This window comes from Terrabacter carboxydivorans (assembly GCF_039532035.1).
GTDB classification, from domain to species: domain Bacteria; phylum Actinomycetota; class Actinomycetes; order Actinomycetales; family Dermatophilaceae; genus Terrabacter; species Terrabacter carboxydivorans.
In genome coordinates this window covers 302,831-324,339 of the sequence record NZ_BAAARE010000001.1, presented here as the reverse complement: position 1 = coordinate 324,339, position 21,509 = coordinate 302,831, and the positions used below count along the sequence as shown (strand labels likewise).

At 68.8% G+C, this 21,509-nt stretch carries 19 protein-coding genes and 2 pseudogenes; 17 read left to right on the top strand and 4 right to left on the bottom strand.

Annotated elements, in window-relative coordinates:
- Positions 1 to 27: 27 nt before the first annotated feature.
- Positions 28 to 1,163 (bottom strand): annotated as a pseudogene (locus ABD297_RS01540) (IS256 family transposase); the annotation flags it as partial.
- Positions 1,164 to 1,170: 7 nt separating this feature from the next.
- On the opposite strand from ABD297_RS01540, the gene ABD297_RS01535 reads away from it, so the two are divergent.
- Complete coding sequence (locus tag ABD297_RS01535) at positions 1,171 to 1,572, top strand: hypothetical protein (RefSeq protein ID WP_344252356.1); 402 nt, start codon at positions 1,171 to 1,173, stop codon at positions 1,570 to 1,572.
- A gap of 117 nt (positions 1,573 to 1,689) precedes the next feature.
- Positions 1,690 to 2,599, top strand: a pseudogene (locus ABD297_RS01530) (IS5 family transposase).
- Positions 2,600 to 2,609: 10 nt separating this feature from the next.
- Here the strand turns inward: ABD297_RS01530 and ABD297_RS01525 are convergent.
- Entirely contained in the window at positions 2,610 to 2,876 is a 267-nt protein-coding gene (locus tag ABD297_RS01525; protein ID WP_344252354.1) for a hypothetical protein, read from the bottom strand.
- Between the two features lie 248 nt (positions 2,877 to 3,124).
- On the opposite strand from ABD297_RS01525, the gene ABD297_RS01520 reads away from it, so the two are divergent.
- The 12 genes from ABD297_RS01520 to ABD297_RS01465 all read left to right on the top strand — a co-directional run bounded on the left by ABD297_RS01520 (position 3,125) and on the right by ABD297_RS01465 (position 15,706).
- On the top strand, positions 3,125 to 3,946 hold the full coding sequence (locus tag ABD297_RS01520; protein WP_344252353.1) for a hypothetical protein: 822 nt from the start codon (positions 3,125 to 3,127) through the stop codon (positions 3,944 to 3,946).
- 51 nt (positions 3,947 to 3,997) lie between these two features.
- Positions 3,998 to 4,219 carry a hypothetical protein gene (locus ABD297_RS01515; RefSeq protein WP_344252352.1) on the top strand — a complete coding sequence of 74 codons (222 nt, stop codon included), beginning with the start codon at positions 3,998 to 4,000 and terminating at the stop codon, positions 4,217 to 4,219.
- Between the two features lie 104 nt (positions 4,220 to 4,323).
- Complete coding sequence (locus tag ABD297_RS01510) at positions 4,324 to 5,061, top strand: hypothetical protein (RefSeq protein WP_344252351.1); 738 nt, start codon at positions 4,324 to 4,326, stop codon at positions 5,059 to 5,061.
- Positions 5,058 to 5,366, top strand: a complete 309-nt coding sequence (locus ABD297_RS01505) for a hypothetical protein (protein WP_344252350.1) — start codon at positions 5,058 to 5,060, stop codon at positions 5,364 to 5,366. Before ABD297_RS01510 ends, ABD297_RS01505 begins: the two co-directional genes overlap by 4 nt.
- Before the next feature lie 281 nt (positions 5,367 to 5,647).
- Positions 5,648 to 6,415 (top strand): hypothetical protein, encoded by a 768-nt coding sequence (locus tag ABD297_RS01500; RefSeq protein ID WP_344252349.1) that lies wholly within the window; start codon positions 5,648 to 5,650, stop codon positions 6,413 to 6,415.
- A gap of 2 nt (positions 6,416 to 6,417) precedes the next feature.
- Complete coding sequence (locus ABD297_RS01495; protein WP_344252348.1) at positions 6,418 to 7,869, top strand: type IV secretion system protein; 1,452 nt, start codon at positions 6,418 to 6,420, stop codon at positions 7,867 to 7,869.
- Positions 7,870 to 7,882: 13 nt separating this feature from the next.
- Positions 7,883 to 9,448: an SCO6880 family protein gene (locus ABD297_RS01490; RefSeq protein WP_344252347.1), complete on the top strand. Its 1,566-nt coding sequence runs from the start codon at positions 7,883 to 7,885 to the stop codon at positions 9,446 to 9,448.
- Between the two features lie 247 nt (positions 9,449 to 9,695).
- The gene (locus ABD297_RS01485) at positions 9,696 to 11,015 is read left to right on the top strand and encodes an ATP-binding protein (protein ID WP_344252346.1); all 1,320 of its coding nucleotides are present in this window, start codon (positions 9,696 to 9,698) and stop codon (positions 11,013 to 11,015) included.
- Between the two features lie 12 nt (positions 11,016 to 11,027).
- Positions 11,028 to 12,656, top strand: coding sequence for a peptidoglycan DD-metalloendopeptidase family protein (locus ABD297_RS01480; protein ID WP_344252345.1), 1,629 nt, complete (start codon positions 11,028 to 11,030; stop codon positions 12,654 to 12,656).
- 421 nt (positions 12,657 to 13,077) lie between these two features.
- On the top strand, positions 13,078 to 13,530 hold the full coding sequence (locus ABD297_RS01475) for a hypothetical protein (RefSeq protein WP_344252344.1): 453 nt from the start codon (positions 13,078 to 13,080) through the stop codon (positions 13,528 to 13,530).
- The gene (locus ABD297_RS01470; protein ID WP_344252343.1) at positions 13,527 to 15,035 is read left to right on the top strand and encodes a type IV secretory system conjugative DNA transfer family protein; all 1,509 of its coding nucleotides are present in this window, start codon (positions 13,527 to 13,529) and stop codon (positions 15,033 to 15,035) included. Before ABD297_RS01475 ends, ABD297_RS01470 begins: the two co-directional genes overlap by 4 nt.
- Complete coding sequence (locus ABD297_RS01465) at positions 15,032 to 15,706, top strand: hypothetical protein (RefSeq protein ID WP_344252342.1); 675 nt, start codon at positions 15,032 to 15,034, stop codon at positions 15,704 to 15,706. Before ABD297_RS01470 ends, ABD297_RS01465 begins: the two co-directional genes overlap by 4 nt.
- A 162-nt stretch (positions 15,707 to 15,868) precedes the next feature.
- Here ABD297_RS01465 and ABD297_RS01460 read toward each other — a convergent pair whose 3' ends face one another.
- On the bottom strand, positions 15,869 to 17,776 hold the full coding sequence (locus tag ABD297_RS01460; protein ID WP_344252341.1) for an ATP-dependent nuclease: 1,908 nt from the start codon (positions 17,774 to 17,776) through the stop codon (positions 15,869 to 15,871).
- Positions 17,777 to 18,100: 324 nt separating this feature from the next.
- On the opposite strand from ABD297_RS01460, the gene ABD297_RS01455 reads away from it, so the two are divergent.
- Positions 18,101 to 19,156, top strand: coding sequence for a hypothetical protein (locus tag ABD297_RS01455; RefSeq protein WP_344252340.1), 1,056 nt, complete (start codon positions 18,101 to 18,103; stop codon positions 19,154 to 19,156).
- 78 nt (positions 19,157 to 19,234) lie between these two features.
- Positions 19,235 to 19,999, top strand: coding sequence for a hypothetical protein (locus ABD297_RS01450; RefSeq protein ID WP_344252339.1), 765 nt, complete (start codon positions 19,235 to 19,237; stop codon positions 19,997 to 19,999).
- 188 nt (positions 20,000 to 20,187) lie between these two features.
- Here ABD297_RS01450 and ABD297_RS01445 read toward each other — a convergent pair whose 3' ends face one another.
- The gene (locus ABD297_RS01445) at positions 20,188 to 20,844 is read right to left on the bottom strand and encodes a nuclease-related domain-containing protein (RefSeq protein ID WP_344252338.1); all 657 of its coding nucleotides are present in this window, start codon (positions 20,842 to 20,844) and stop codon (positions 20,188 to 20,190) included.
- A gap of 320 nt (positions 20,845 to 21,164) precedes the next feature.
- Between ABD297_RS01445 and ABD297_RS01440 the strand changes: the two genes are divergently transcribed.
- Positions 21,165 to 21,488: a histone-like nucleoid-structuring protein Lsr2 gene (locus ABD297_RS01440; protein WP_344252337.1), complete on the top strand. Its 324-nt coding sequence runs from the start codon at positions 21,165 to 21,167 to the stop codon at positions 21,486 to 21,488.
- The last annotated feature ends 21 nt before the right edge of the window (positions 21,489 to 21,509 follow it).

The following is a 21,509-nucleotide window of genomic DNA, read 5'->3' as shown; positions in this document are numbered from 1 at the left end:
AGGTGTTGCGTTGACCGGTTGAACTCAAGCCGCCTGCTCGGTCGGGAAGTGCCCGCGGGCCCCGACCGCCCGCCGGTAACGGGCGTTCATAGACTCGATGGCGTTGGTAGAGAACAGGATCCGGCGGATCTCGACGTCGTACGCGAGGAAGCGGGGTGAACTCCTCCCACGCCGCCCGCCACAGCTTCGGGATCGCCGGGTAGGGCTTGCCCCATTTCTCCTCGAGCTCCTCGAACGCCGCCCAGGCACGCCTCGACGGACGGTGCGGTGTAGATCGCTCGCAGGTCCCGTGCGAGCTGGTCCCAGTACTTGCGCGAGGCGTAGCGCAGCGTGGCCCTAATCAGGTGGATCACGCACGCCTGCACGATCGCCTGCGGGAACACCGCGTTCACGCTGTCCGGCAGGCCCTTCAGACCGTCACAGACGACGAAGAACACATCGCCCACGCCGCGGTTCTTCAGGTCAGCGAGCACGTTCATCCAAAACTTCGCCGACTCCCCGCCGCCCTTGCCGGCCCACAACCCGAGCACGTCCCGCCGGCCGTTCAAGTCCACGCCGATCGCGGCGTAGAACGGCTGGTTGCCGACCTGCCCGTCCCTGACTTTGACGTAGATGGCGTCGATGAAGATCGCCGCGTACACGCCCTGCAACGGCCGTGAGGCCCACCCCTGCATCTCCTCGACAACCTTGTCCGTGATCCGGGAGACGGTGTCTTTGGAGATGCTCGCACCGTAGATCTCGTTGAAGTGCGCGGAGATCTCTCCGGTGGTCAAACCCTTGGCGTACAGCGAGATCGCGATCGCGTCGACATCGGTCAGGCGCCGCTGCCGCTTGGCCACGATCACCGGCTCGAACGTCCCCGCCCGGTCCCGTGGGACCTCGATCTGAACTTCCCCGGCGGCGTCGGTCAGGACCGTCTTGGGTCGGGTGCCGTTGCGGACGTTCCTGCCCGGATCGACGGTGGGGTGGTGTTTCTCGTGGCCGAGGTGCTCGGTCATCTCCTCCTCCAGAGCGGACTGCAGCACCGTGGCCGTGATCATCTTCAACAGCCCGTCCGGGCCGGTCAGCTCCTCCCCGCGGGCGCGGGCGGCCTTGACCAGCTCCCGCACCGCGGCCCGTTCCGCCTCACCCGGCTTGGCGGTCTTCTTCGCATCCTTTGGCATCGAGCTCATGCTCGAGTGTGTCGTGGTCATCGGTGACCAGCCTTCCTCGCCGACTGCGTCGGCGCGTTGGGCCAGAAACACCGTTCGTAGGACAGTCCCCACGGCTGCAGAACTTCTGGAACGGGCGCGGGCGAACCCGGGCAAGGAAGAATTCGAGACCTGGGACGACGGGGGCAAGCAGGTGCTGTGCATCGATGTGCTCGTGGAAGGCGACGAGTACATGGAAGAGGGTTGGGTCTCCATGACCCTTCCCGACGGCGAGTTCCTGACAGACGACCAGTTCTACGACGTAGCTCTGCGTCTGGTTCCTCAGAATGTTGAGCCGCTGTGGACCCGGAAGTTCCGAGATCGGGAGTGTCGGCGCGGCGAGGTTGTCTTCACCTGGACTCTCGACAGGGACTCGGAGTAGCCGACCGCTGCCAGTGTCGGCCCACGAACGCCTGGGAGCGGGGGGCATGGGGCGTCCGTGGCCGGTCCAGGGCGTGTCTGCTAACCATCTGGGGTGGGGTTGGGAATTGTGGCCCTCATGCTTCGCGACGGTGTGATCAGTGATGAGTTGTGGGAAGTCCTCGAGTCGGTGATGCCGCAGGACGTCGGTCGTCCCGGGCGCCCTTGGAACGACCACCGCACGACGTTGGAGGGCATCATCTGGCGGTTTCGGACGGGCTCGCCGTGGCGTGACCTGCCCGACGCGTTCGGTCCGTATCAGTCTGTGTGGCAACGGCATCGGCTGTGGTCCACGGACGGCACGTATGAGCGGATGTTCGCTGCGGTGCGCGAGCAGGCCGGGCTCGGTGGGGATGACGTGGAGGCGATCCTGTCGATCGACTCCACCATCGTGCGCGCGCACCAGCATGCCGCTGGTGCCCGTCGGGACTCGGTCACCAGCGACGACACGCAGGACACAGGGGGCAGGATCGAATTACAGGAAATCTCGGGTCGTGCCCGGGGAGCCGCCTGACCATGCGCTGGGCCGTTCCCGCGGCGGCCTGACCACGAAGGTCCACGCCCTGTCGGACCCGACCTGTACCCCGGTGCTGGCGCTGCTCACCCCCGGCCAGGCGGGCGACAACCCGATGCTCGCCCCGCTCATCGAGGCCCTCGCTGAGACCGGGTACGACCTGGACTTCCGGCTGCTGGCCGACAAGGCCTACTCGCACCCGAGCACCCGGACGTACCTGCGGCGCAGGAAGATCAAGCACACCATCCCTGAACGCACCGACCAGATCGCCCGCCGCAAGGCCAAGGGCTCCCAGGGCGGACGGCCACCCGGGTTCGACCGCGAGATGTACACGCTGCGCAACGCCGTCGAACGGTCCTTCAACCGGTTCAAGCAGTGGCGCGGACTGGCCACCCGCTACGACAAGTACGCGGTCACCTACCTCGGCGGAGTCCTCCTCGGACTCATCGTCCTGACCCACCGCGCCAAGCGTTAACAGACACGCTCTAGCGGTCCAGCACGTAACGCTCGAACGTCTCGTTGTAGAGGACGTCCTCGGAGCGGTCGCGCCGAGGCTGGCGCACCCGCTTGGCCGGGTCCTCGCCCGTCAACTCGACCGCAGCGAGGATGGCGACGAGGATGGCGACGAGGGCCGAGCGGTTGAGGCCCATGTGGCAGCGGACGAGGGACTTCGCCCCGGCCTGCACGGCTTCCACCGCCGCGTCCACGAGCCGGTTGACGATCGGCACGTTGACGCCTGAGATGTCGAGCATCCAGAGACTGGCGTGGACCTGAGCCGGGCCGAGTGGCCCAGGTGTCGCCGCGGACGAGGGGCTCATACCGATCGCCGTTGCCAGAGATCTTCAGATTCTTGGGGTACGTCGCATCGTCGCAGGTCAGGACGTTGTACCCCCGTTGCCGGTGGAACGTCCCCCTCTGCGGATCGACAAATCGGGTGACGTTCCCGGGGACGTCTGAGAGCGACCTTCCTGCCGTGTCTACACGGCGGAAGGAGCTCATGATGAGTGTCGCGACGCAGCTGGGTCTGGGTGACCCGGAGAGTGATGTCCTGATGGTGGCTCGGTCCCGGTGGCCCGGCTGGGTGTTGGCCCACCCCGTGCTCGGTGTGGTGGATGACCTGCTGGAGCTGCCGGCGTGGTTGCGGCAGGCCGAACGCGATGACGCCGACGCGGTGCTGTTGACGTTGGCGGAGCTGTCCTCGCCCGAGGGCGGGGACGACGTCGCCGCGACTGGGGCACTGGCGTGGGTGCTGCTTCCCGGGGTGAGTTTGTTGGCTTCGCGGATGTTCACCCTGTCCCCGCGGATCGACCAGATGCTGGCGGCCGCGTTGTGGATGGAGGCGCGGACCTTCCGGTGGCAGCGGGGGCACCGGGTCGCGGCGAACATCTTGATGAATGCCCGCAAGGCGGTCATGCGGGACCTCGGTGTTGGGGCGGCGGCGGACCCGACGTGGGCGCGGACCATCCCGGTCGCGCCGTCCGAGAGGATCTGGGAGGCCATGCCGGCGGAGCCCGCCGAGGCCGCCGAGCCCTCAGAGACCTCGGGGGAGGAGGAACTTTCCGAGCTTCTGGACTGGGCATGCGCCGGCGGCGTCATCACCGTCGAGGACCGGTCCCTGCTGGTGGATGTCGCGCAGACCGCTGACCGGCAGCAGACCGTGAGGTCGGGGCGTGGCCACGCGGGGCTGCTCGGCAACCGCGTCTCCGCCGAGGTCGCCGAGCGGCGGGGAGTCGCCGCCATCACGGTGCGCCGGCGCACCAGCCGCGCCGTCCGAGCCCTGCGGGACGCTCGTGGCGTCACGGCCGCGAAGGTGCCGGCGTGACCGGTGACCGCCTGCCTGCGCGGGCGGGCTTTAGGCGGCGAGGTGATGACAATGACCGTGCGAGAAACGGAAACCGAGACAGACCCGAGAGACGCCGAGCGCCTGATGGACCTCGCCGGCACGGAGGTGGCGACGATCGACGAGCTCGCTGCGTGTGTGGAGCGGCTGCACGAGGTGCAGCGCGCCAAGGTGGCGCTGTCACGGCTCGACTCCGCAGCCCTGCGCGAGGCCCTCGACGCGCGCCGCAGGGCGTTCGATGGAGGAGCGTCGTGACCACCACTGCCGGCACGCGTCGGGCGGTGAGCACGGACGAGCTGAGGAGGGCGTGGCTGGCAGTTCAGTCCGGCCAGTTCCGCCAAGGAAGCGAGCCTCGCCGCGTGACCCCCTCAATCGCTGGCACGTCGACGCCCGATGTTGGGTGGGAGCCGGTTGAGCCGGTCCTGCCGGTCATCGGGTGCCACGGCGGCGCCGGCGCTACCACCGTTGCGCTCGCAGTGGCGACTGCCGCCGGAGATGCGCGGGTCATCGAGTACGCCACTGCCACCGCCTCAGGCCTGGCGGCGGCAGCCTCCGCGGAGCTCGGCCACACCAGCAGCTGGTCGCAGGGCCGCCGCGACCGGGTCCTGCTCGAGCGCATCACCGCGAATGTGACCGGCCCGCAGGACGTGCCACTGCCGACCGCGCCGACACAGCCGGTGGGTCTCAGCGTCCTTGACGTCTCGTGGGAGCTGAGTCAGTTGCTGGCTGGGTCGTCCTGGCTGGCCGAGCAGGTGCGCGGCGCGCCGACGGTCATCGCCGTGACCTCGGCGTCCGTGCCTGGCCTGCGCCGCCTCGAGGGGGCGCTCGCCCTGCTCGATGACCACGAGGTGGCGGACGTGGTCGCTGGGGTGGTCGGGCCCAGGCGCGCGCGGTGGCCGCGCGGGGTCGCCGCGTCTGTGGGCTCGCGGACGCGAGAGCTGGACCGGTGCGGCCGGCTCGTCGAGGTCCCGCCCGACGCGGGGCTGGCCGCTCGAGGACTCGACTCTCAGCCCCTTCCGCCGGCGCTGCTCAGCGCGGCGGCCACCTTGCTCTGGCTCGCCCGGGCCGACACCTACGAGAAGGACGTCCCATCATGAACGCCACCCTCCAGAACGCTTCGGCGGCGTATGCGGCCTTGCCGCACAAGGTGTGCCCGGTGGCCCCGCCGGGCGCCCAGGTCTATGCCGACCAGCTCATGGGCTACGTGTTGTGGGGCGTCGGGATCCTCTTCACCCTCGGGATTGTCGTCGGCATTGGCGCCGTCGTCGGGGGCCGCATCTTCGGCATGCCGCACGCGAGTAAGGCCGGCGTGGTCGGCCTTGCGATGGTGTTCGTGGCCGTCATCGGCTACCTCATCCTCCCGGGGATCGTCAGCGCCATGACCGGCAACGGGTGCGTCTGATGCGACCCGCCATCCGACCTGCCGTTCGATCCGATGTTCGGCTCGGCCACTCCAACCGGGTCATCGCGGGCACTGGGTGGGACCGGCGACGCCTGCTGACTGTTCTCGCGGGCGGTGTGCTGGCTGCGCTGGTCTTCTTGGTCGGTTTGGGCTTGGCGGTCTACTACGCGCTCGGTTCCCTCGGCCCCTCCGCAGCCTCATCGTCAGCTCCAGCAGCCACCGCGGGAACGAGCCCAACCGAGAACCTCGGCGAGGCCGGCCACGACGTGCCAGCCGGCGCCGTGAGAGGTCAGGCGTACCGCGACAGCATCGCCGCCGCACCCATGCTCAAGGTCGACCCGGACATCGCCCGTCAAGGTGTCCCCTCGGCCCACCCCGCCCCGACGATGCTCGTGCCGGCGGCGACGCGGCCCGGTCCGGCGGGCGTCCCGACCGGCTTCCCGCAGACCTCGGCGGGGGCGGTGGCCCAGCTCGCCGCGATCGAATCCACTGTCCTGCAGGGCATGTCCATCCCGCAGGTCAACGACGTCCACCACCGATGGACCCGAACCGGGGCCGTCGAGGTGGCCGACTGGCCGCTCACCCAGAACGTCCAGGCCTTCCTCGCCGCCGCCGGACAAGGGCAGAGCAAGGACCCCGCCGTGACGGTCACCGTCACCCCGGTCGCCGGGATGGTCAAGGGCGTCGACGGCGACGACTGGGTGCTCGCCTGCGTCCTGCTCGACGTGCAGGCCGTCATCACGACCGACGCGCGGATCGCCTACGGCCACTGCGAACGCCTGCGATGGACCGACGGGACCGATCGCAGAGGCGCCGACGGCGCCGGTGGAGCGGGGGATCGGGCGGGAGCGGCGGGCCGGTGGATGATCGCTTCCGGACCGAGCCCCGCCCCGGCGCCGTCGACGTGGCCGGGCACCGACGTGGCCATCCGGGCAGGGTGGCGGACCTGGGTCGACTCCGCCCCCGCACCCGACGCCGGTGCTGCACCCGATGCGGCCACTGGGGCTGCACGGGCTGCCGGAGCGGCTGCCGGAAGCGCGGGGTCCTGACCATGCTCGACCCGTTCTCCTATCTCGCGTCGGCCGCCGGCAAGGTCATCGCCGACGGCTGGACGGCCGCGATGCTCGGCCTGTGGAACGCCGGATTGTGGCTCCTCAAGCTCGTCCTGGGCATCGTCGACGACTTCACCACCCCGGACCTAAGCGAGGGCGGCCCGGCCGGGTCGCTCTACCGGGTGACGTTCTGGATCGGGCTGACCCTCATGCTCATCCTCACGGTGGCACAGCTCGGGATCGCCGCCTTCCGCCGAGACGGCCGCTCCGTGGGGCAGGTGCTCGTCGGCACCGGCCAGTTCCTGCTCGTGTGGGTCGCCTGGATCGGCTACGGCATCGCGGTCCTGGCCGCGTGCGGCGGCCTGACCAAAGCCCTCATGGCCACGCTGCTGCACGTCGACAGCTGGGCGCAGTTCAGCCCGCTCGGCAGCCCGATCGACGTCGTGGACATCTCCGACGGCACTGTTGCCACCGTGCTGGGGCTGATGGGGATCGTGCTGGTCTTCGCCGCCATCGGGCACCTGCTCGTCCTGCTGACCCGCGCCGGGGCGCTCATGGTCCTGGCCGCGACGACGCCGATCTGCGCCGCGGGCCTGTCCTCCGACTTCGGGCGCAGCTGGTTCTGGAAGAGCTTCCGCTGGTTCCACGCCGCCGCGTTCACCCCGGTCCTGATGGTCCTCGTCCTCGGGGTGGGCGTGCAGATGACCTCCGGGGTCGCCACCGGGATGACGGACGACCTGCAGAAGGCCATCGGCACCGCCGTGCCTGGCGTCATCCTCATCTGCATCGGCTGCGCGAGCCCGCTCGCCTTGTTCAAGCTGCTCGCGTTCACCGACCCGGGCACCTCCTCCGGCGCCGCGCTCCGCGCCGGGATGGCCGCCCAGGGCGGTCTGAGCGGAGTCCTCGCCGGCAAGAACGGCCCGGGGGACTCCACGTCCGCGGCGGCCTCGAGCACGGATCAGCACGGACGCTCCCAGGCCGAGGGCGCCGGCGAGACCTCCACCAGTAGCCGGTTCGGCGGTCTCGCCGCGGCAGGTCTGGGTCTGGTCGCGACCGTCGGCGCCAGGGGAGTGGCGATGGGCGCGGACCTGACCAACCAGATGGGCGTCGGGGACTCCAGCTACGTCCCGGACTTCAGCACCGACCGACGCAACCACCAGCAGCGCAACCAGCGACGTGACGACGACAACCCGGAGATCAACGGCGCCGACGGCAACGGGACCGACGGCAGTGGCGGCACGGACAGCGGAGGGCAGCCCTCGTTCCCGAACATGCCATCGATGCCCCGCACACCGTCGGGGACCGGCCCCGGTGGGACCGGGATATCCGGCGGCGGGGACGGCGGCATACCGGCTGGTGCTGCGGGTGCTGCGGGTGCTGCTGGTGGGGCCGGCGCTGCGGGCGCTGGCGGAGCGGCTGCCGCGGGCGCTGTGCCCGCCGTCCCGGCATAGGAGAGGAAACATCATGGGAGTCATCTACTCCGACTACTCCCGGGCCCGGATCGGGTGGTTCTTCGGCCTGTCCGGGTGGCAGCTGGCCACGGTTGCCCTGTCCTTCCTGCCGGTCGCCTGGGCGATGCAGCAGACGGCGTGGACCTCGGTGGCCCTCTTCACGCTGCTTTGGGCGTTCATTGTGCTGGTCACGGTGACACCGGTACGCGGACGGTCCGCCACCGGGTGGATCCTCGCCTCCCTGTCGTTCGCCGTCGGGGGCCTCGCCGGCTGGACCCGGTTCCGGTCGAAAGCCTCCACAGGAGAGGCCGACTCGCTCGAAGAGCCGGACCTGCCCGGGGTTCTACACGGCGTCCGGATCCACGACGGCCCCCCGCGCGGCGCCATGTCCACTCGGACCGCGATCATCCAGGACCACCGCTGCCGGACGTGGGCGCTGACCGCGTCGGTGATCCACCCCGGCATCGGCCTGGCCGAGCTCGACCAGCGCGAACGCCTCGGCGCCGGGCTGGGGGAGCTGCTCGACCTCTCAGCCCGGACCGAGCTGATCGACGCGGTCGTGTTCCTGGTCCGGACCGTCCCGGAGGACGGCGCCGAACGCGACCAGTGGATCGCCCGGCACCGCCGCGCCACCGGACCCCAGGCCTCGCGGCAGGTCAACGACGAGCTGCAGGCGAACCTCACCCGGGCCAGCGTCCGCACCGAGGCGTTCGTCACCTTCGTCGTCCCCGAGGGCCGGCTCGCCCGCGAGGCCAAGGAGTCCGGAGGCGGCCTCGACGGCCGCGCCCGAGTGCTCTACAGCCTCGCCGACGAGCTCGAGGCGCAACTGCGCGGCGGGATGGGGATGACCAGCGTCGCCTGGCTCACCAGCCCAGAGCTAGCGCTGGCCTGCCGCACCGGCTTCGCGCCCGGCGACCGGGCCGGGATCATCGACGCCCTCGCCGGCCGCGACACCGGCACCAACCCCAACACCACCGCCGAAGCCACCGCCACGTCTCAGAGCAACCCAGCGACCAACCCGGGGATCAATGCGGACGTGCCGTGGGCGATGGCCGGGCCTTCCGGGGCGGACCCGGCCGTGCGGCACTACAGCCACGACGCGTGGAACTCGATCTCCTCCACGGTGAAGCTGCCCGTCCGGGGCGCCGCGATGGGAGCCCTCGCGCCCGCGCTGACCCCGGCCGCGCCGGGGGAGCGGCGCTCCTTCATGGTCTGCTACCCGATCCTGACCCCGTCGGTCGCGAACCGGCAGAGCGCCACGAGCGAGTGGGCCGCTGACATCGGCGACGAGCTGCGGCACCGGGCGAAGGTCAAGAAGCGGGCCAAGGCGAGCGACGAGAGCGAGAAAGTGCGTCGCCTCGACGCGAAGCTGGCCCGCGGCAACAGCCTCACCCGCCCGTATGCCGTCGTCACCGTCACCGTCCCCAAGACCGCCCGCGTCTCCGCGTTCGGGCGCGACTTGGACGCGTCCGTGCGGCGGGCCGGGTTCGCCCCGCTACGCCTCGACCTCGCCCAGGACGTCGCGTTCGCCGCGTCGACCGTCCCGCTCGGGGTCAGCCTCACCCGACGAGCCGACTGAAGGGGGGCCGACTGACATGAAAGCGCGCGACATGAAGCCCACTGACGTGAGCAAGCGGCGCGGCCGGAGAGGCGACGGGCGGGACATGTCCCGCCTCCTGTCGGACTTCGGGCACGAGCTGCCCTCCGCCCCACCCGCCCTGCATGGGCCGAAGGAGGTGCGGCTGTTCCGGCACGTACCGCGGCGCGGGGCCCGCCGACCCGGGCGCGGGTGGGCGTCGGGGGGGGCGCCGGTCTCGACGTGGCGGATGACCTCCGAGCAGGCCCCGGTGCTCTGGCCGTTCATCTCCACCCCCGGCCTGCCGCCGACCGGGGCGCAGATGGGGATCGACCTGCTCTCCGGTGGATCGTTCTACGCCGACCCGCTCGGCTGGGTCCTCGACGACACGGTCCCGGTGACCAACCCCAACATCTTCAGCCTCGGCAAACCCGGCCGCGGCAAGTCCGCAACGACCAAGGCGTTCTGCCTGCGGATGATGGACTTCGGCTACCGGGTCCTCGTGCTCGGCGACCCGAAGGACGAGTACGAGCCGCTCTGCCGGTTCCTCGGCGTGGAACCATTCGCGATCGGGCACGGCCTGCCGGCTCGGATCAACCCGCTCGCGTTTGGTCCGCTGATCACCGGCTGGGACCAGCTCAGCCCGGAGCGGGCCCAAGGCCGCGCGGCGATCGTCTTCGCCCGCTGGCTGACCCTCGTCCGGGGCCTCGTCGGCTCCCAACGCATCGGCGAACGGCGGGTGCCGTTCGGGCCCACCGACGAGGTCGTCGTCAAGGCCGCCCTGGCGCACCTGACCGGTTACGCCCACGGCAACACCCGGATGCGGGAGACGACCATCCCGCACCTGTGGCGCCTGCTCGACGCCCCGACCAGCGAGCTCGTCGCGCAGTGCCGGTACGCCGACGAACGCCACTTCCTCGACGACACCCGGATGCTACGGGACGCGCTCGGTCAGCTCGTCTCCGGGGCACTGGCCGGCCTCTTCGATGACCACACGAGCATCGACGTCGACTGGGCCGCCCCCATCCAGTCGCTGAGCCTGTCCCGGCTCGAACCGCTCGGCGACGAGGCCGTCGGGATCGCGCTGACGTGCCTCAACTCGTGGGGCCGCGGGATGCGGGAGCTCGCCGCGCCCGGGGACGTGCGGGTCGTGGTCCGCGACGAGTCGTGGAAGCAGCTACGGCTCGGCCCGGAGGCCGTCAAGAGCTTCGACGCGGACCTGCGCCTGTCCCGCCGCGACGGCGACGTCCAGTTCGCGATCGCCCACAAACCCTCGGACCTGCTCTCCGCCGGCGACAGCGGCTCGCAGGCCGTCGCGATCGCCAAGGACCTGCTGCACCTGGCCGACATCAAGATCCTGCACGGGCAGGACCGGGCCGTCGCGGCCGAGCTCGAGACGATGCTCGGCCTCGGCCCGATCGCCCGGGACCTCGTCACCGGTTGGGCCATGCAGGGCAAGGGCCGCGCCCTGTGGTGCGTCGGCGACCAGCACTACAAAGTCGCCACCGTCCTGCACCCCGTCGAACGGAAACTCACGTTCACAAACCAAGCCCTCGAAGTAGCCGGCTGAAAGGCACTGGCAATGAGGAAGATTGCCGTGATCCTGCTGCCGCTGCTCCTGCTGGCCTGCATCCCCATCGCGGCCGCGCTGCTGGTGATGGCGGTCGCCGGCCCCGCAGCGGGAGAGCAGCTGCGGACCGTCGCCTGTGGCACCGGCATCCCAGCGACGGGGGAGTGGCGGCCACCGTTCACCCAGCCCTACACCGTCAGCCGGCGCGGGTTCGGCCGCGAGTTCCACCCCATCCACCTGCGCTGGGAACAGCACTCCGGGCAGGACCTCGTCTCCCAGCCCGGGCCGGGACCGGTCGTCGCGATCGGCCCCGGACGTGTCGCCTTCGCGGGGGTCTCCCGCAACGGCTACGGCAACTACGTCGACGTCGAGCACGCCGGCGGCGTCACCAGCCGGTATGCCCACCTCGCCCGGATCGACGTCCGGCAGGGGCGGCCCGTCACGGCGGGGGAGCGGCTCGGGGTCGAGGGCAGCACCGGAACCAGCACCGGCAACCACCTGCACCTCGAGATCCTCGTCGCAGGCGTCGCGACCGACCCCGTCCCGTGGATGCTCGTGCATGGCGCACCCCTCAACGGCCAAGCCGTCACAGTCGGCACGACCGTCACATCAGCAGCCGCCGCCGGAGGAATAGGGGCAGGCGACGGCGCGGCGACGGGGGGAGCGGGAGACTCCGTTGACACGGTGATGGAGGGTGGGATCGGGTTCGAGCTTCCCGCGCCCGGCAACCCGCGGCAGGCCTCGCTGCGCAACCCGCCCCTGCCGATACCCGCCAAGGTGAAGGCGCTCTACCAGGCTGCGGCCGCGAGGTACGCGATCCCGTGGACGCTGCTCGCCGGCATCGGCATGGAGGAGACCGGACACGGCCGCACTACCGCCACCTCGAGCGCCGGCGCCCAAGGCCTCATGCAGTTCCTGCCGGCCACGTTCGCGGCGGTCGGTGTCGACGGCGACCGCAACGGTCTCGTCGACATCCGCAACGACGCCGACAGCATCACCTCCGCCGCGAACTACCTCGTGCGCTCCGGCGTCACCGACGGACCCGACGGCGTCGCCAAGGCCCTGTACGCGTACAACCACGCCAGCTGGTATGTCAACGACGTCCTGCACTACGCCCACGCGTACGGCGGCGGCATCGTCCTCGGAGACCCGACCGGATGCGACGCCCCCGCCAACAACGACGGCGGCGGGGACCCCGCCCTGCCGCCGCTGACCAGCGACCGAGTACGGCAGCTCCTCCAGTGGGCCGGCAGCCAGACCGGCGACGCGTACGTCATGGGCGCAAACGGTCCGGACGCGTGGGACTGCTCCTCCCTCGTACAGACCGCCTTCGCCCGGATCGGGATCAGCATGCCCCGCACCGCCGGCGCGCAGCGGGCCTGGCTGGCCAAGGGCAACGGCTTCCGCGTCCAGCCCGGGACGGAGCGGCCCGGCGACCTCATCTTCTGGGACTCCTACCTCGGCCCGTCACGCATCGGGCACGTGATGCTGGTGTGGGACCCCGCGACCCGGACGACCATCGAGGCCCGGTCGAGGTCCCTCGGGGTCGGGCACTTCTCCTACGCCGCCGGGCCGAGCCACCACATCTTCGAGATCTGGCGCGTCGGCAACATGGCCGACCAGCCGACCGTGACCCGGTGATTCAGGTGACTCCGATGATTCAGGTGATCCGGATGAGCAACATCCCCGCCGAATCGGCCGACGATCCCTCCCAGCCAGCGCCGCGGGAGCTGTCCTCCGGCATCGGACCGGATGCCGCCTGGGATGCTGCCTCGGAGGGTGTTGATGGGGCTCGTGCCGAGGCCGAGGCCCGCCCCGCGGGAGCTCGACCCTTCCGACCCGGCGTTCCACTGGCACAGCGTCGTTCGGGCTCGCGGGTGGGCGCAGCCCACCCTCGACGGCAGCAACGGCGGGCAGGACCCGGCGGCGTGGTTGTGGCGCCACCAACGCCTCCAAGAGAAACCCGCGCACCGGTCCGCACACCGGCCCGCACCGCAGGATGGGCGGTGGCGGTGAACGCCCACGCCGGTGTCCGAGGCTTTGGTCGGTGAAGGAGGCCCTCATGCAGCAGTCACGACGCTCGAACCCCTACCCGTTCACGTGGGAGATCCCGCTGATGCTGGCCGTCACGGTGCTGGTTCTGCTCGTGCTCGGGGTGCAGGCCGGCCGGGCCGGCGCGAACCTCGCCGCCGGCGGCGGTCTCTCCTTCCCGCCGAGAGACGCCTTGCTCACCAGCGTGCCCGGGATCCTGGCCGGAGACGCCGGCACCGGGCTACCGTCGGGCGTAGCGGGCCGGGCGTCCCCGGCCGCGGTACGGACCTGGGTGATCGGAACTGAGCTGATGATCCTGGTGGCGCTGTGCTGGGCCGGGAAGGCGCTGTGGCTGCGGTGGGGACCGCACCGCGTCCACGGGATGGCCAGCAAGGCCGAGGCGCAGACGCTGCTCGGCCGCCGGCGGCTGCACCGCGTCCGGGACATCATCCGCCCCGACCTCTACGGCAAGGACCGATCATGACGCCGACAGAGACGACCAGGTCTCGGGCGCGGTTCGAGCCGACCGACGTGGGATGGCGGCTCGGCACCTCGTCCCAGCCCCGCGGCGGGGACCTGTGGGTGCCGTGGGACCGCACCGCCGGCGTCATCGGCCCCCAGGGCAGCGGCAAGACCCTCGACGCGCTGATCCCCGCGCTACTGCAGGCGCCCGGCGCGGCGCTGGTGACGTTGACGAAGCTCGACGACCTGCTGCTGAGCCTGACGGCCCGCTCCGCCGACGATCGGCCGTGTGTCGTGCTCGACCCGTTCGGTGCCGCGTCCGGGTTGCCCGAGCTGGTCTGGGACCCGATCGACGGGTGCGTCGACCCGATGCTGGCCGAGCGGCGAGCGAAGGCGTTCACCGCCGGCAGCGTCAAGGGCGCCGTCGCTGGTGGGCACGGTGACGACGCCGCCCGGTTCTACGCGGCCGAGGCCGCCAAGGTCCTGCAGGCCTACTTCCACGCCGCCGCGTTGACCGGCCGCACCCTGCAGGACGTGCTGCGCTGGGTCGCGAACCCGCTCAGCGCCACCGACCCGACGGAGATCCTCCGTGAGCACCCGCACGCGGCACCCTTCTGGCACGGGCTGCTGTTCGGGGCGCTCCGCGGCGACGACCGGACCGCCGGCAACACGATCACGACCGTGCAACAGACCATGAGCCTGTTCTTCCAGGAGCCGATCCGGCGCCGCTGCGTCCCCGGGCCCAGCCGGCCCGCCACCGATATCGCCGACGTCATTGCGCGGCGCGGCACGATCTACCTGCTCGGACGAGAAGACCCCTACGCCAGCGCGTCACCGCTGATGACAGCCGTCGCCGAGCACGTCCTCGACACAGCCCTCGCAGCCGCGAACCAGTCACGCTGGGGCAGGCTCTGCCCACCGATGCTCGCCTGCCTCGACGAGCTCCCCTCCACCGCACCGCTGCCCACACTGCGCACCCGGATGGCCAACGAACGCGCCCTCGGGATCTCCTTCATCTGGGCCGCACAGACCCGGCCCCAGCTCACCGCGATCTTCGGCGACCAGGAAGCCCGGACACTACTCGGGCTGACCAACACCCTCATCCTCTTCGGCGGCTCCAAGGACGTCGCCTTCAACCAGGAGATCAGCGACCTCCTCGGGCCTGTTCGGGTCGCCCGCACCAGCTGGCAGAGCGGGCACCGCGGCGGCCGGAACGTCGTCGGAGAGGACATCCCCATCCTCACCGGCGCCGAGGTCCGCCAGCTCAAGGAACGGCACGCCCTCGTCGTCGCCGAGAACGGCAAACCGATCATCGCCGCCCTGCGCCGGTGCATCGACGGACGCACCGGTCGGCAACTCGTCGCCGAACAGGCCGCAGCAAGAGCCCAGCTGGGGGAGGAGCGCCGGCTGGTGGTCACCCCGCAAGCCCGCTCCACCGCTGCGCTGGTCGAAGCGCGACGGCACGGCCTGTCCAGCGACACCACAGACGGTCCGAACGTCACGCCGCAGTTCACGGTGCGGCGATGAGCATCACCTCCGAGCCCCAGTTCCCGCCGACCCCCATGGTCCGCCCCTTCCCCGAGCCAGGCCGGGGACTGACGCACTGCTACCGCGAGCTGCACCTCGCCGCCAACGGCACCGCCGAGCAGAAGAAGGCCCTCGGTAACCTGCGGATGCTGCCCCGACCCTGGGACCCCACCAGCATCCGGGAACCGCAGCTGCGGCGCGAACTCTGGACCTGGCTCGACCAGGTCGTCGCCTGGCTCAACGCCGAGTACGTCTGGGACGTCGTCGGCATCATCCCGCCCTGCTGGCCCCAGCACCCGGACCTCGTCCACGAGATCGCCGTCCTGGCCGACCAGCGCCGCAGCGCCGGCCTCGGGTTCACCAGCGACGCCCTCGAGGAATGGCACCGCTACTCGCTACCCGCCTTCACCGAACGACTCCGGAGCCGCCTGAAGGACCACTGCGAGGAAGGCCACAGCGACTGGCCAGCCCGCGGCCGCCACAACCGCCACAGCGCCGAGGGGGCCGTCCAGCAACGCCACACCACGTTCGCTCACGACGAAGCCCTCGTCAAGCTCACGCGCCCAGACCCCAGCGAGACCCTGCGACTGCACCTCGTCGACACCGGACACCTCACCCCCGAAGTCGTCGACCTCGAAACCGGCGAGATCCTCGACGACGGCGATGAATGAGCAAGAACAGCGACTGCAGAGAGCCTTGCGGAGACGCAGCAAGAGGCGAATGGCCTCGGGCGGCCCCTTCAGCGACGTGCCGACGGACGCGAGTGCTTCCGCCCGGGGTGGGCGCCCCATATCGCCCACTATGGGCGCCATCCCACCGCCTGAGGTGCAAGCTTAGGAGTCGGTTCCGTTGATCCGCTCGATCAGCTTCTCAAAGTTAGCGAGCGACTCTTCGCTCAGTCCGTCGAGGAGTTCGGGATTTCGCAGTAACGCGTCTGCTGGCTTGTAGTGATCGAAGGCACCATAGGCATCCGTCAACCGTTTGATGAGTCGGTCGCCGTAACTGAGTTCGCTCGCCGTGAAGGAGCTTGCGAACGCTCTGTTGAACAGAGCCAGGTAGTCGTCGACCGCAAAGAGATCCTCGATGTCGGAGTGTCGGCGACCAGTGATCTCGTTGACTTGCACGATCCTGTCACGCCTGAGCCGGCTAGCATCGACGGCTTTTTCGAGCCTCCCGGCGCCTTCGGTGCCCGAGTCAATGAGGACCGTCACCTCCAGGTTTCGGCCCATCAGCGCAACGAATGCCGGGATGTTCGATGCACCGCCGGCAGGGATCACACGCCAACGCTCGGAAAGGGACGTACGGCCACGATCTGCCAAGAGTCGGCTTAGAGCGTCGAGGAAGATGAAGTCGCTCGGGCCCTCGACGAGAAGATTGGTTCGGCCGATGAAGAGATGCTGGGCGATGTCATATCCGAGCGCCGCCTGAAGGGGAAAGACGCTGCTTTCCCCCACCGTCAGCGCTTCCCTCGTCACCAGCGCCCCCGTCTCAGGGCCACCGTCCTCGACGATCCTGACGCGGTCAATCTTGTCGGTCTCGACTAGGAACGGGCTGTGCGTCGTGTAGATGACCTGCACAGCCGTCGCTAGGCGTTCGTTGATGAAGCGCAACAAGTCACCCTGCGCTCGGGCATGGAGCGTGAGGCCCGGCTCGTCGAGGAGGACGACGACCGGCTCCATGCGGCTCTCGAACTCGGTGAACGCAGCTAGGAAGGAGAAGAACCAACGGAAGCCCGACGAACGCTGGCCAAAGTTGTTCGTGAAGGCATGCCGGGTGTCCTCGACCCTGATGTCCAAGTAGGTCCTGGTGACGGTCTGTTGGTGCGGAGAGACGTTTTCGATCTTGCGATCGATATCGAACTGCACGCGCAGGTTGGTGTTCTGCTTCCAATACTCGAAAACTTGGCCGGTCAGCTCGTGACCGACGGCTTCGAGTTCAGCCTTGCGGTCCTCGTAGTCGTCCTCTGACAGCGCCGCGGGTGTCGTGCTCGCAAGCTGCAGCAAGGCGCGGGCGGTCTGGTCGGCGGACGAGGCGGCCTGCTCGTCAGCGGCCGCGAGTGCAGCGACGTCAATCCGTCCCTCGAGGCTGGAGTAGTCGGAGAAGTAGAAGAACCTTGGTAGCCGCGGGGCGAGTACCTTCACGGCGACCAGCCAAGTCGTGGCTCCAGTAAGGCCCTTCAGCTCGGCACGGATGTTGGCCACTTCCTCCGCGGTCTTGTCGGCCTGGGTGTCGCTCGGGTCCCCGACCAACTCAGCGCAGACCTCCTCGAGTCCGTCGAGATCCTCGACGGACTTGAAGCGGTCGACGGTCTTTTTCCGAATATCGATCTGGTGCAGGAGGTTCTCCACGGCGCGCCGCTCATCGGCCGCCACCGACCAGACGAGGGAGTCGTCGTTGTAGCGGCGAGACACCGTGATCGTGGGTGTCGTGATGACGTTGGGTCCCAGCGCCGCCTCGAGGGCCACGCGGTCGCCTTCGTCCAGGGTGAACGTTGCCTCGATTGGAGCGGTCTTGTCGATAGTCTGCGCCCGCCGGTCTCTGGAGAGAAGCCATCGCGGATAGTCGCGCTGTTCAACGAAGGAGTCGCCATCGACAGGGTTGAGCCGGTGCAAGGCTGACAGGACCGCCGTCTTTCCCGACTCGTTCATGCCAACGAGACAGGTGACCTTCTCATCGATGGCGATCTCGCCACTGTCGATGATGTTCCGGAACTTCCGGACGCGAATCTTGGTCAGCTGCACGGCGACTCCTATGTGACTCATCGTTGGTTTCGCCAGTCTAGGTAGGGCGACCGACATCGTTGACGAAGACTGATTCCGGCGCGCCTAGCACTGACGCCTCACTCAGAACACGGCACCCCGCGCACCGAGCGGAACTCGACTCGGCCTCTGTGCGCGCGTGGCGGCCTCGATGGGCCCAGCGCTCCCCGGCCATCACCGGGACCCGACCCGGTCCGCTTGAAGGATCCGCCTTTGATGCCCAAACATTGGATGGCCCGGCGGCAAGATGCCTCGGCAGGCAAATCAGGTGATGGTGATGTCGGCTCGATCAGGGACACTTCTTGCATGCTGGTCGGACACCGATACGGTCAAAGCGAGTCGCTGTACGCCTGGTTTCTTCATGCGGACATGCTCGACGCACTTTTTGACGACGCTGCGCGCTCTCGGCTGGTCCGTCAAGCGCGAAAGAGGCTCATGGCAGGTGACCACCTGTCCTACACACGAGAACTCGAATCGTGGATGCGGCACCACTCAGTTCTCGCTCTAGACGTCGCCATCGCGACAGCGCAGTGCCGCCCCGGAGTCCTGGTCTGGTGCGAGCTGCCCTTCCATTGGAGCGCGGTCGCCTCCGAAAGGCGCAGGAGGAATGCTGGCGATCCGGACGTGCGCAGCACTTTTCACGGACAGTTGGAAACGGACGGAGGGAAGCGGGTTGTCTGGGGAAGCTTCGACCCCATCCGACTGACATCGACCACGTCAAACCATGAACTGTCCGGTGTCAGGACCCAGTTCGTACTAGCGCAGGTGGCCAGCGTCACTTCGGAGCGCATCGAGCTGCGACCGGTCGCAATCGCCACCCGACTTCTGAGTGAAGGTGCCGGATGGTCCGATGGCTTGGACCGAGCGGATGACGGGCAGCGGATATCACCAATGGACGTCGAGCAGTTTCACGGAGTCAACTTCACCGACGTAGATCGCGATGACGCCCTGCAATTCATGAGGACCATCCCCGAAATCCAGGTCAAGCGGACGTTGGCTCAGGTCCTAGGAGAGCCCGTCATCCCGAAGGACTGGGGCGGGGAGCAGAGCGACCTTTGGACCACACGGCTGAGGGTCCGCGGCAAATCCTACGACGCCGCCTTCTTGCTAAAAGGCCCCGCCGGGGGCCGCTTCTCGCGCCCCATGACAATCGGGATGCTTGGGAAGAACGGCGACCAACTCCAGCGCCTATCCGCCACGCCCGCTGAGGTCTTAGTGCTGCAGCACTGTCACGTGATCAAACCTGAGGTAGTTGGCATGCTGCGCAGCCTGGCCTCTGATTTCCGAAACATCCGGCACTACATGGTCATAGACGGGTACGACACCTGCGCCATCCTGAGACACATGACTGGCGGCAAGTAGGGCACCGCAGGGGGATGCCCGCGAGACCCAGGCTTCAGTCACATGCGTCTATCCGCCGCGATGTGGCAGCCTTCAGCCATGACCCGCAGTGACCGGCGTTCGAAAGCCGTTGAAGTCGTCGGCAGTGCCGCAGGCGCTGGGGTGGGCGCCATACTTGGAGGTCCGGTCGGTGGCATCATTGGTGCGGCCATCACTCCTGGAACGATCGAGCTGGTCGGGCGCGCTTGGGATGAGATCGTCGGCGCGCAAAGGGCGAATGGGGCTGCCGTCGTCCAGATCGCCGCCGAGCAGGCCAGCTCGGATCCGGAGACATTGGTCGCGGAACTGATCCGTGACCCCGCAGCGGCCTCTCTCTTCAAGAGCGCAGTGCAAGCGGGCGCGAACGCAGTTGAAGAGGACAAGATCAGGGCGCTGGCAACGTGTCTGGCGAACGGTTTCGCGGATGGAACCCGTGTCAACAGTGAGTTGATCATCATCAAGGCCCTGGCGGAGCTTGATCCAGTACATGTGCGCGTGCTGGCCATGCTGGAGAAGGTGAGGACTGCCGGCGCATCGGCATATCGAGTGCACGAGTTCTTGGTCGGACCTGAGGCCACGCCTAGGCAGTTCTTGACCTCCGACGACCTTTCAGGTCCTGTCCTAGCGGTTCTGGAGCGCCAGGCTCTAGTGGCCAAGATGGACGAGGAGGACCGGGTGGCGGCGCGAGCGCGGACGGGACAACGTGATCCGGTGCTGCGCAAGCGTGACGAGTCGATCTACCGGATTACTGCGTTCGGGCGCCTGTGCTTGGAGCGCTTGGGGCACATTCAGATCAAGAGACTGCTAAGTGACAGTCCTGACTGAAGAGCTCGTGTGCCGCCGGGCGGACAACCATCAGACGCGATCGTATGTTGGAACCAGCAGGATGAGAACGCCCGACCAACGCACACCGTCAAACGGCCCAGCGCGGGCTGGCGCCTCCTGAGGAACAGCTCCGAAGCGCGGGGCAGCAACTGTGCGTCTATCCGCCGCGTATCGGCGTGAGCGGTGCTTCAGGCCGGTGGTAGTGCGTGGGCAAAGTTTGCGGTGTATCTCGGCGATGGTTTCGCGGCTGTAGGGCCGTCTGCTTGGAGCTGGGGGTGGAGCTGGTTGGGCCACAGGACCTGCACGCCGCGGGTGGTGAAGGTGCCGCCGATCAGGGGCCAGTCTGCTTCGACGAAGCAGAGCACCCCGTGGACCGGGACGTCGATGTTGAGCACTCCGCGCACCACGTCGACCTGTTTGAGCACTCCGTCTACGAGTTTGGTGCAGTCGCGGGATCCGACGAGCAGTCGTTCAACGCGGGGCCGGAAGAGACCCCCTTCGACCTTGAGGTGGGGACGCCCGCGGTACGTCTTGGCGTCGATGACGTAGACGCCGCTGGGAGTCATAGCCAGGTGGTCGATGTTCGCCCTGGTTTTCGGGATCCGCCGGTCGTGCAACAGCCGGAGCCTGTCTGAGGCGAGGCGGTCCGGGGCCTTGCCGAGTCGTTCTTCCCCGGTTGCGCCGGCGTCCCAGGCGGTCGTTGACTGTCGCTCGTCGGAGAGCGCGAGGATCAGGCCGCCGAGTTTCGGGTGCTTGGTCCGGACGTGTTCTTCCCTCTTGGCCTTGCGGCGCTCGAACTCGCGACGCGCTGACGCTCCAGCGGTACCGGACTCAACGACGGCCACAACCGCAGGGTCGACGACACCCGCGTCGGAGGTCTCGACTGGCGAGCTCTCGTCGTGGCTGATGCATCGGACCGTCTTCGTCGCCCGTTCGTAGACCGCCTCGGCCCGGGTGGGGAGCTGTACCCCACAGATACGGCAGGAGCCGGCGTAGCGCGGCGCATGCGCTTTTCGTCGGTCCCCCCGTCCAGCAGCGTTCACCGTACGGTGAACGCTGCTCAGAGGAGAGCCGACTGCCGAGAAAGTCGCGTGACTTCGCCGGAAGACGACCTTCCTTCAGAGAGGCGGCACTCCACGGAGCCAACCGCCCCTACCATCTCGTCATGGCCCAACAAGTGATCACCACTCTGGTTGACGACATTGACGGCACTGAGGCAGCCGAGACAATCACGTTCGCCCTCGACGGTAAGTCCTACGAGATTGACCTCTCGGAGAAGAACGCCAAGGAACTCCGCAAGAACCTCGGGCACTGGACCGACCGGGCGCGAACCTCAGGCAGACCCGCACGCACCCGGCAGCGGCTCGCGGCAGCAGGCGCCTCCCGCAACGCGGAGATCCGCGCTTGGGCGCACAGCAACCGGCACGATGTACCCGCTCGTGGACGTATCCCGCAGCGGATTGTGGCCGCGTTCGACGCAGCCCACTAAAGACGCGCAATGCCCCAGAGC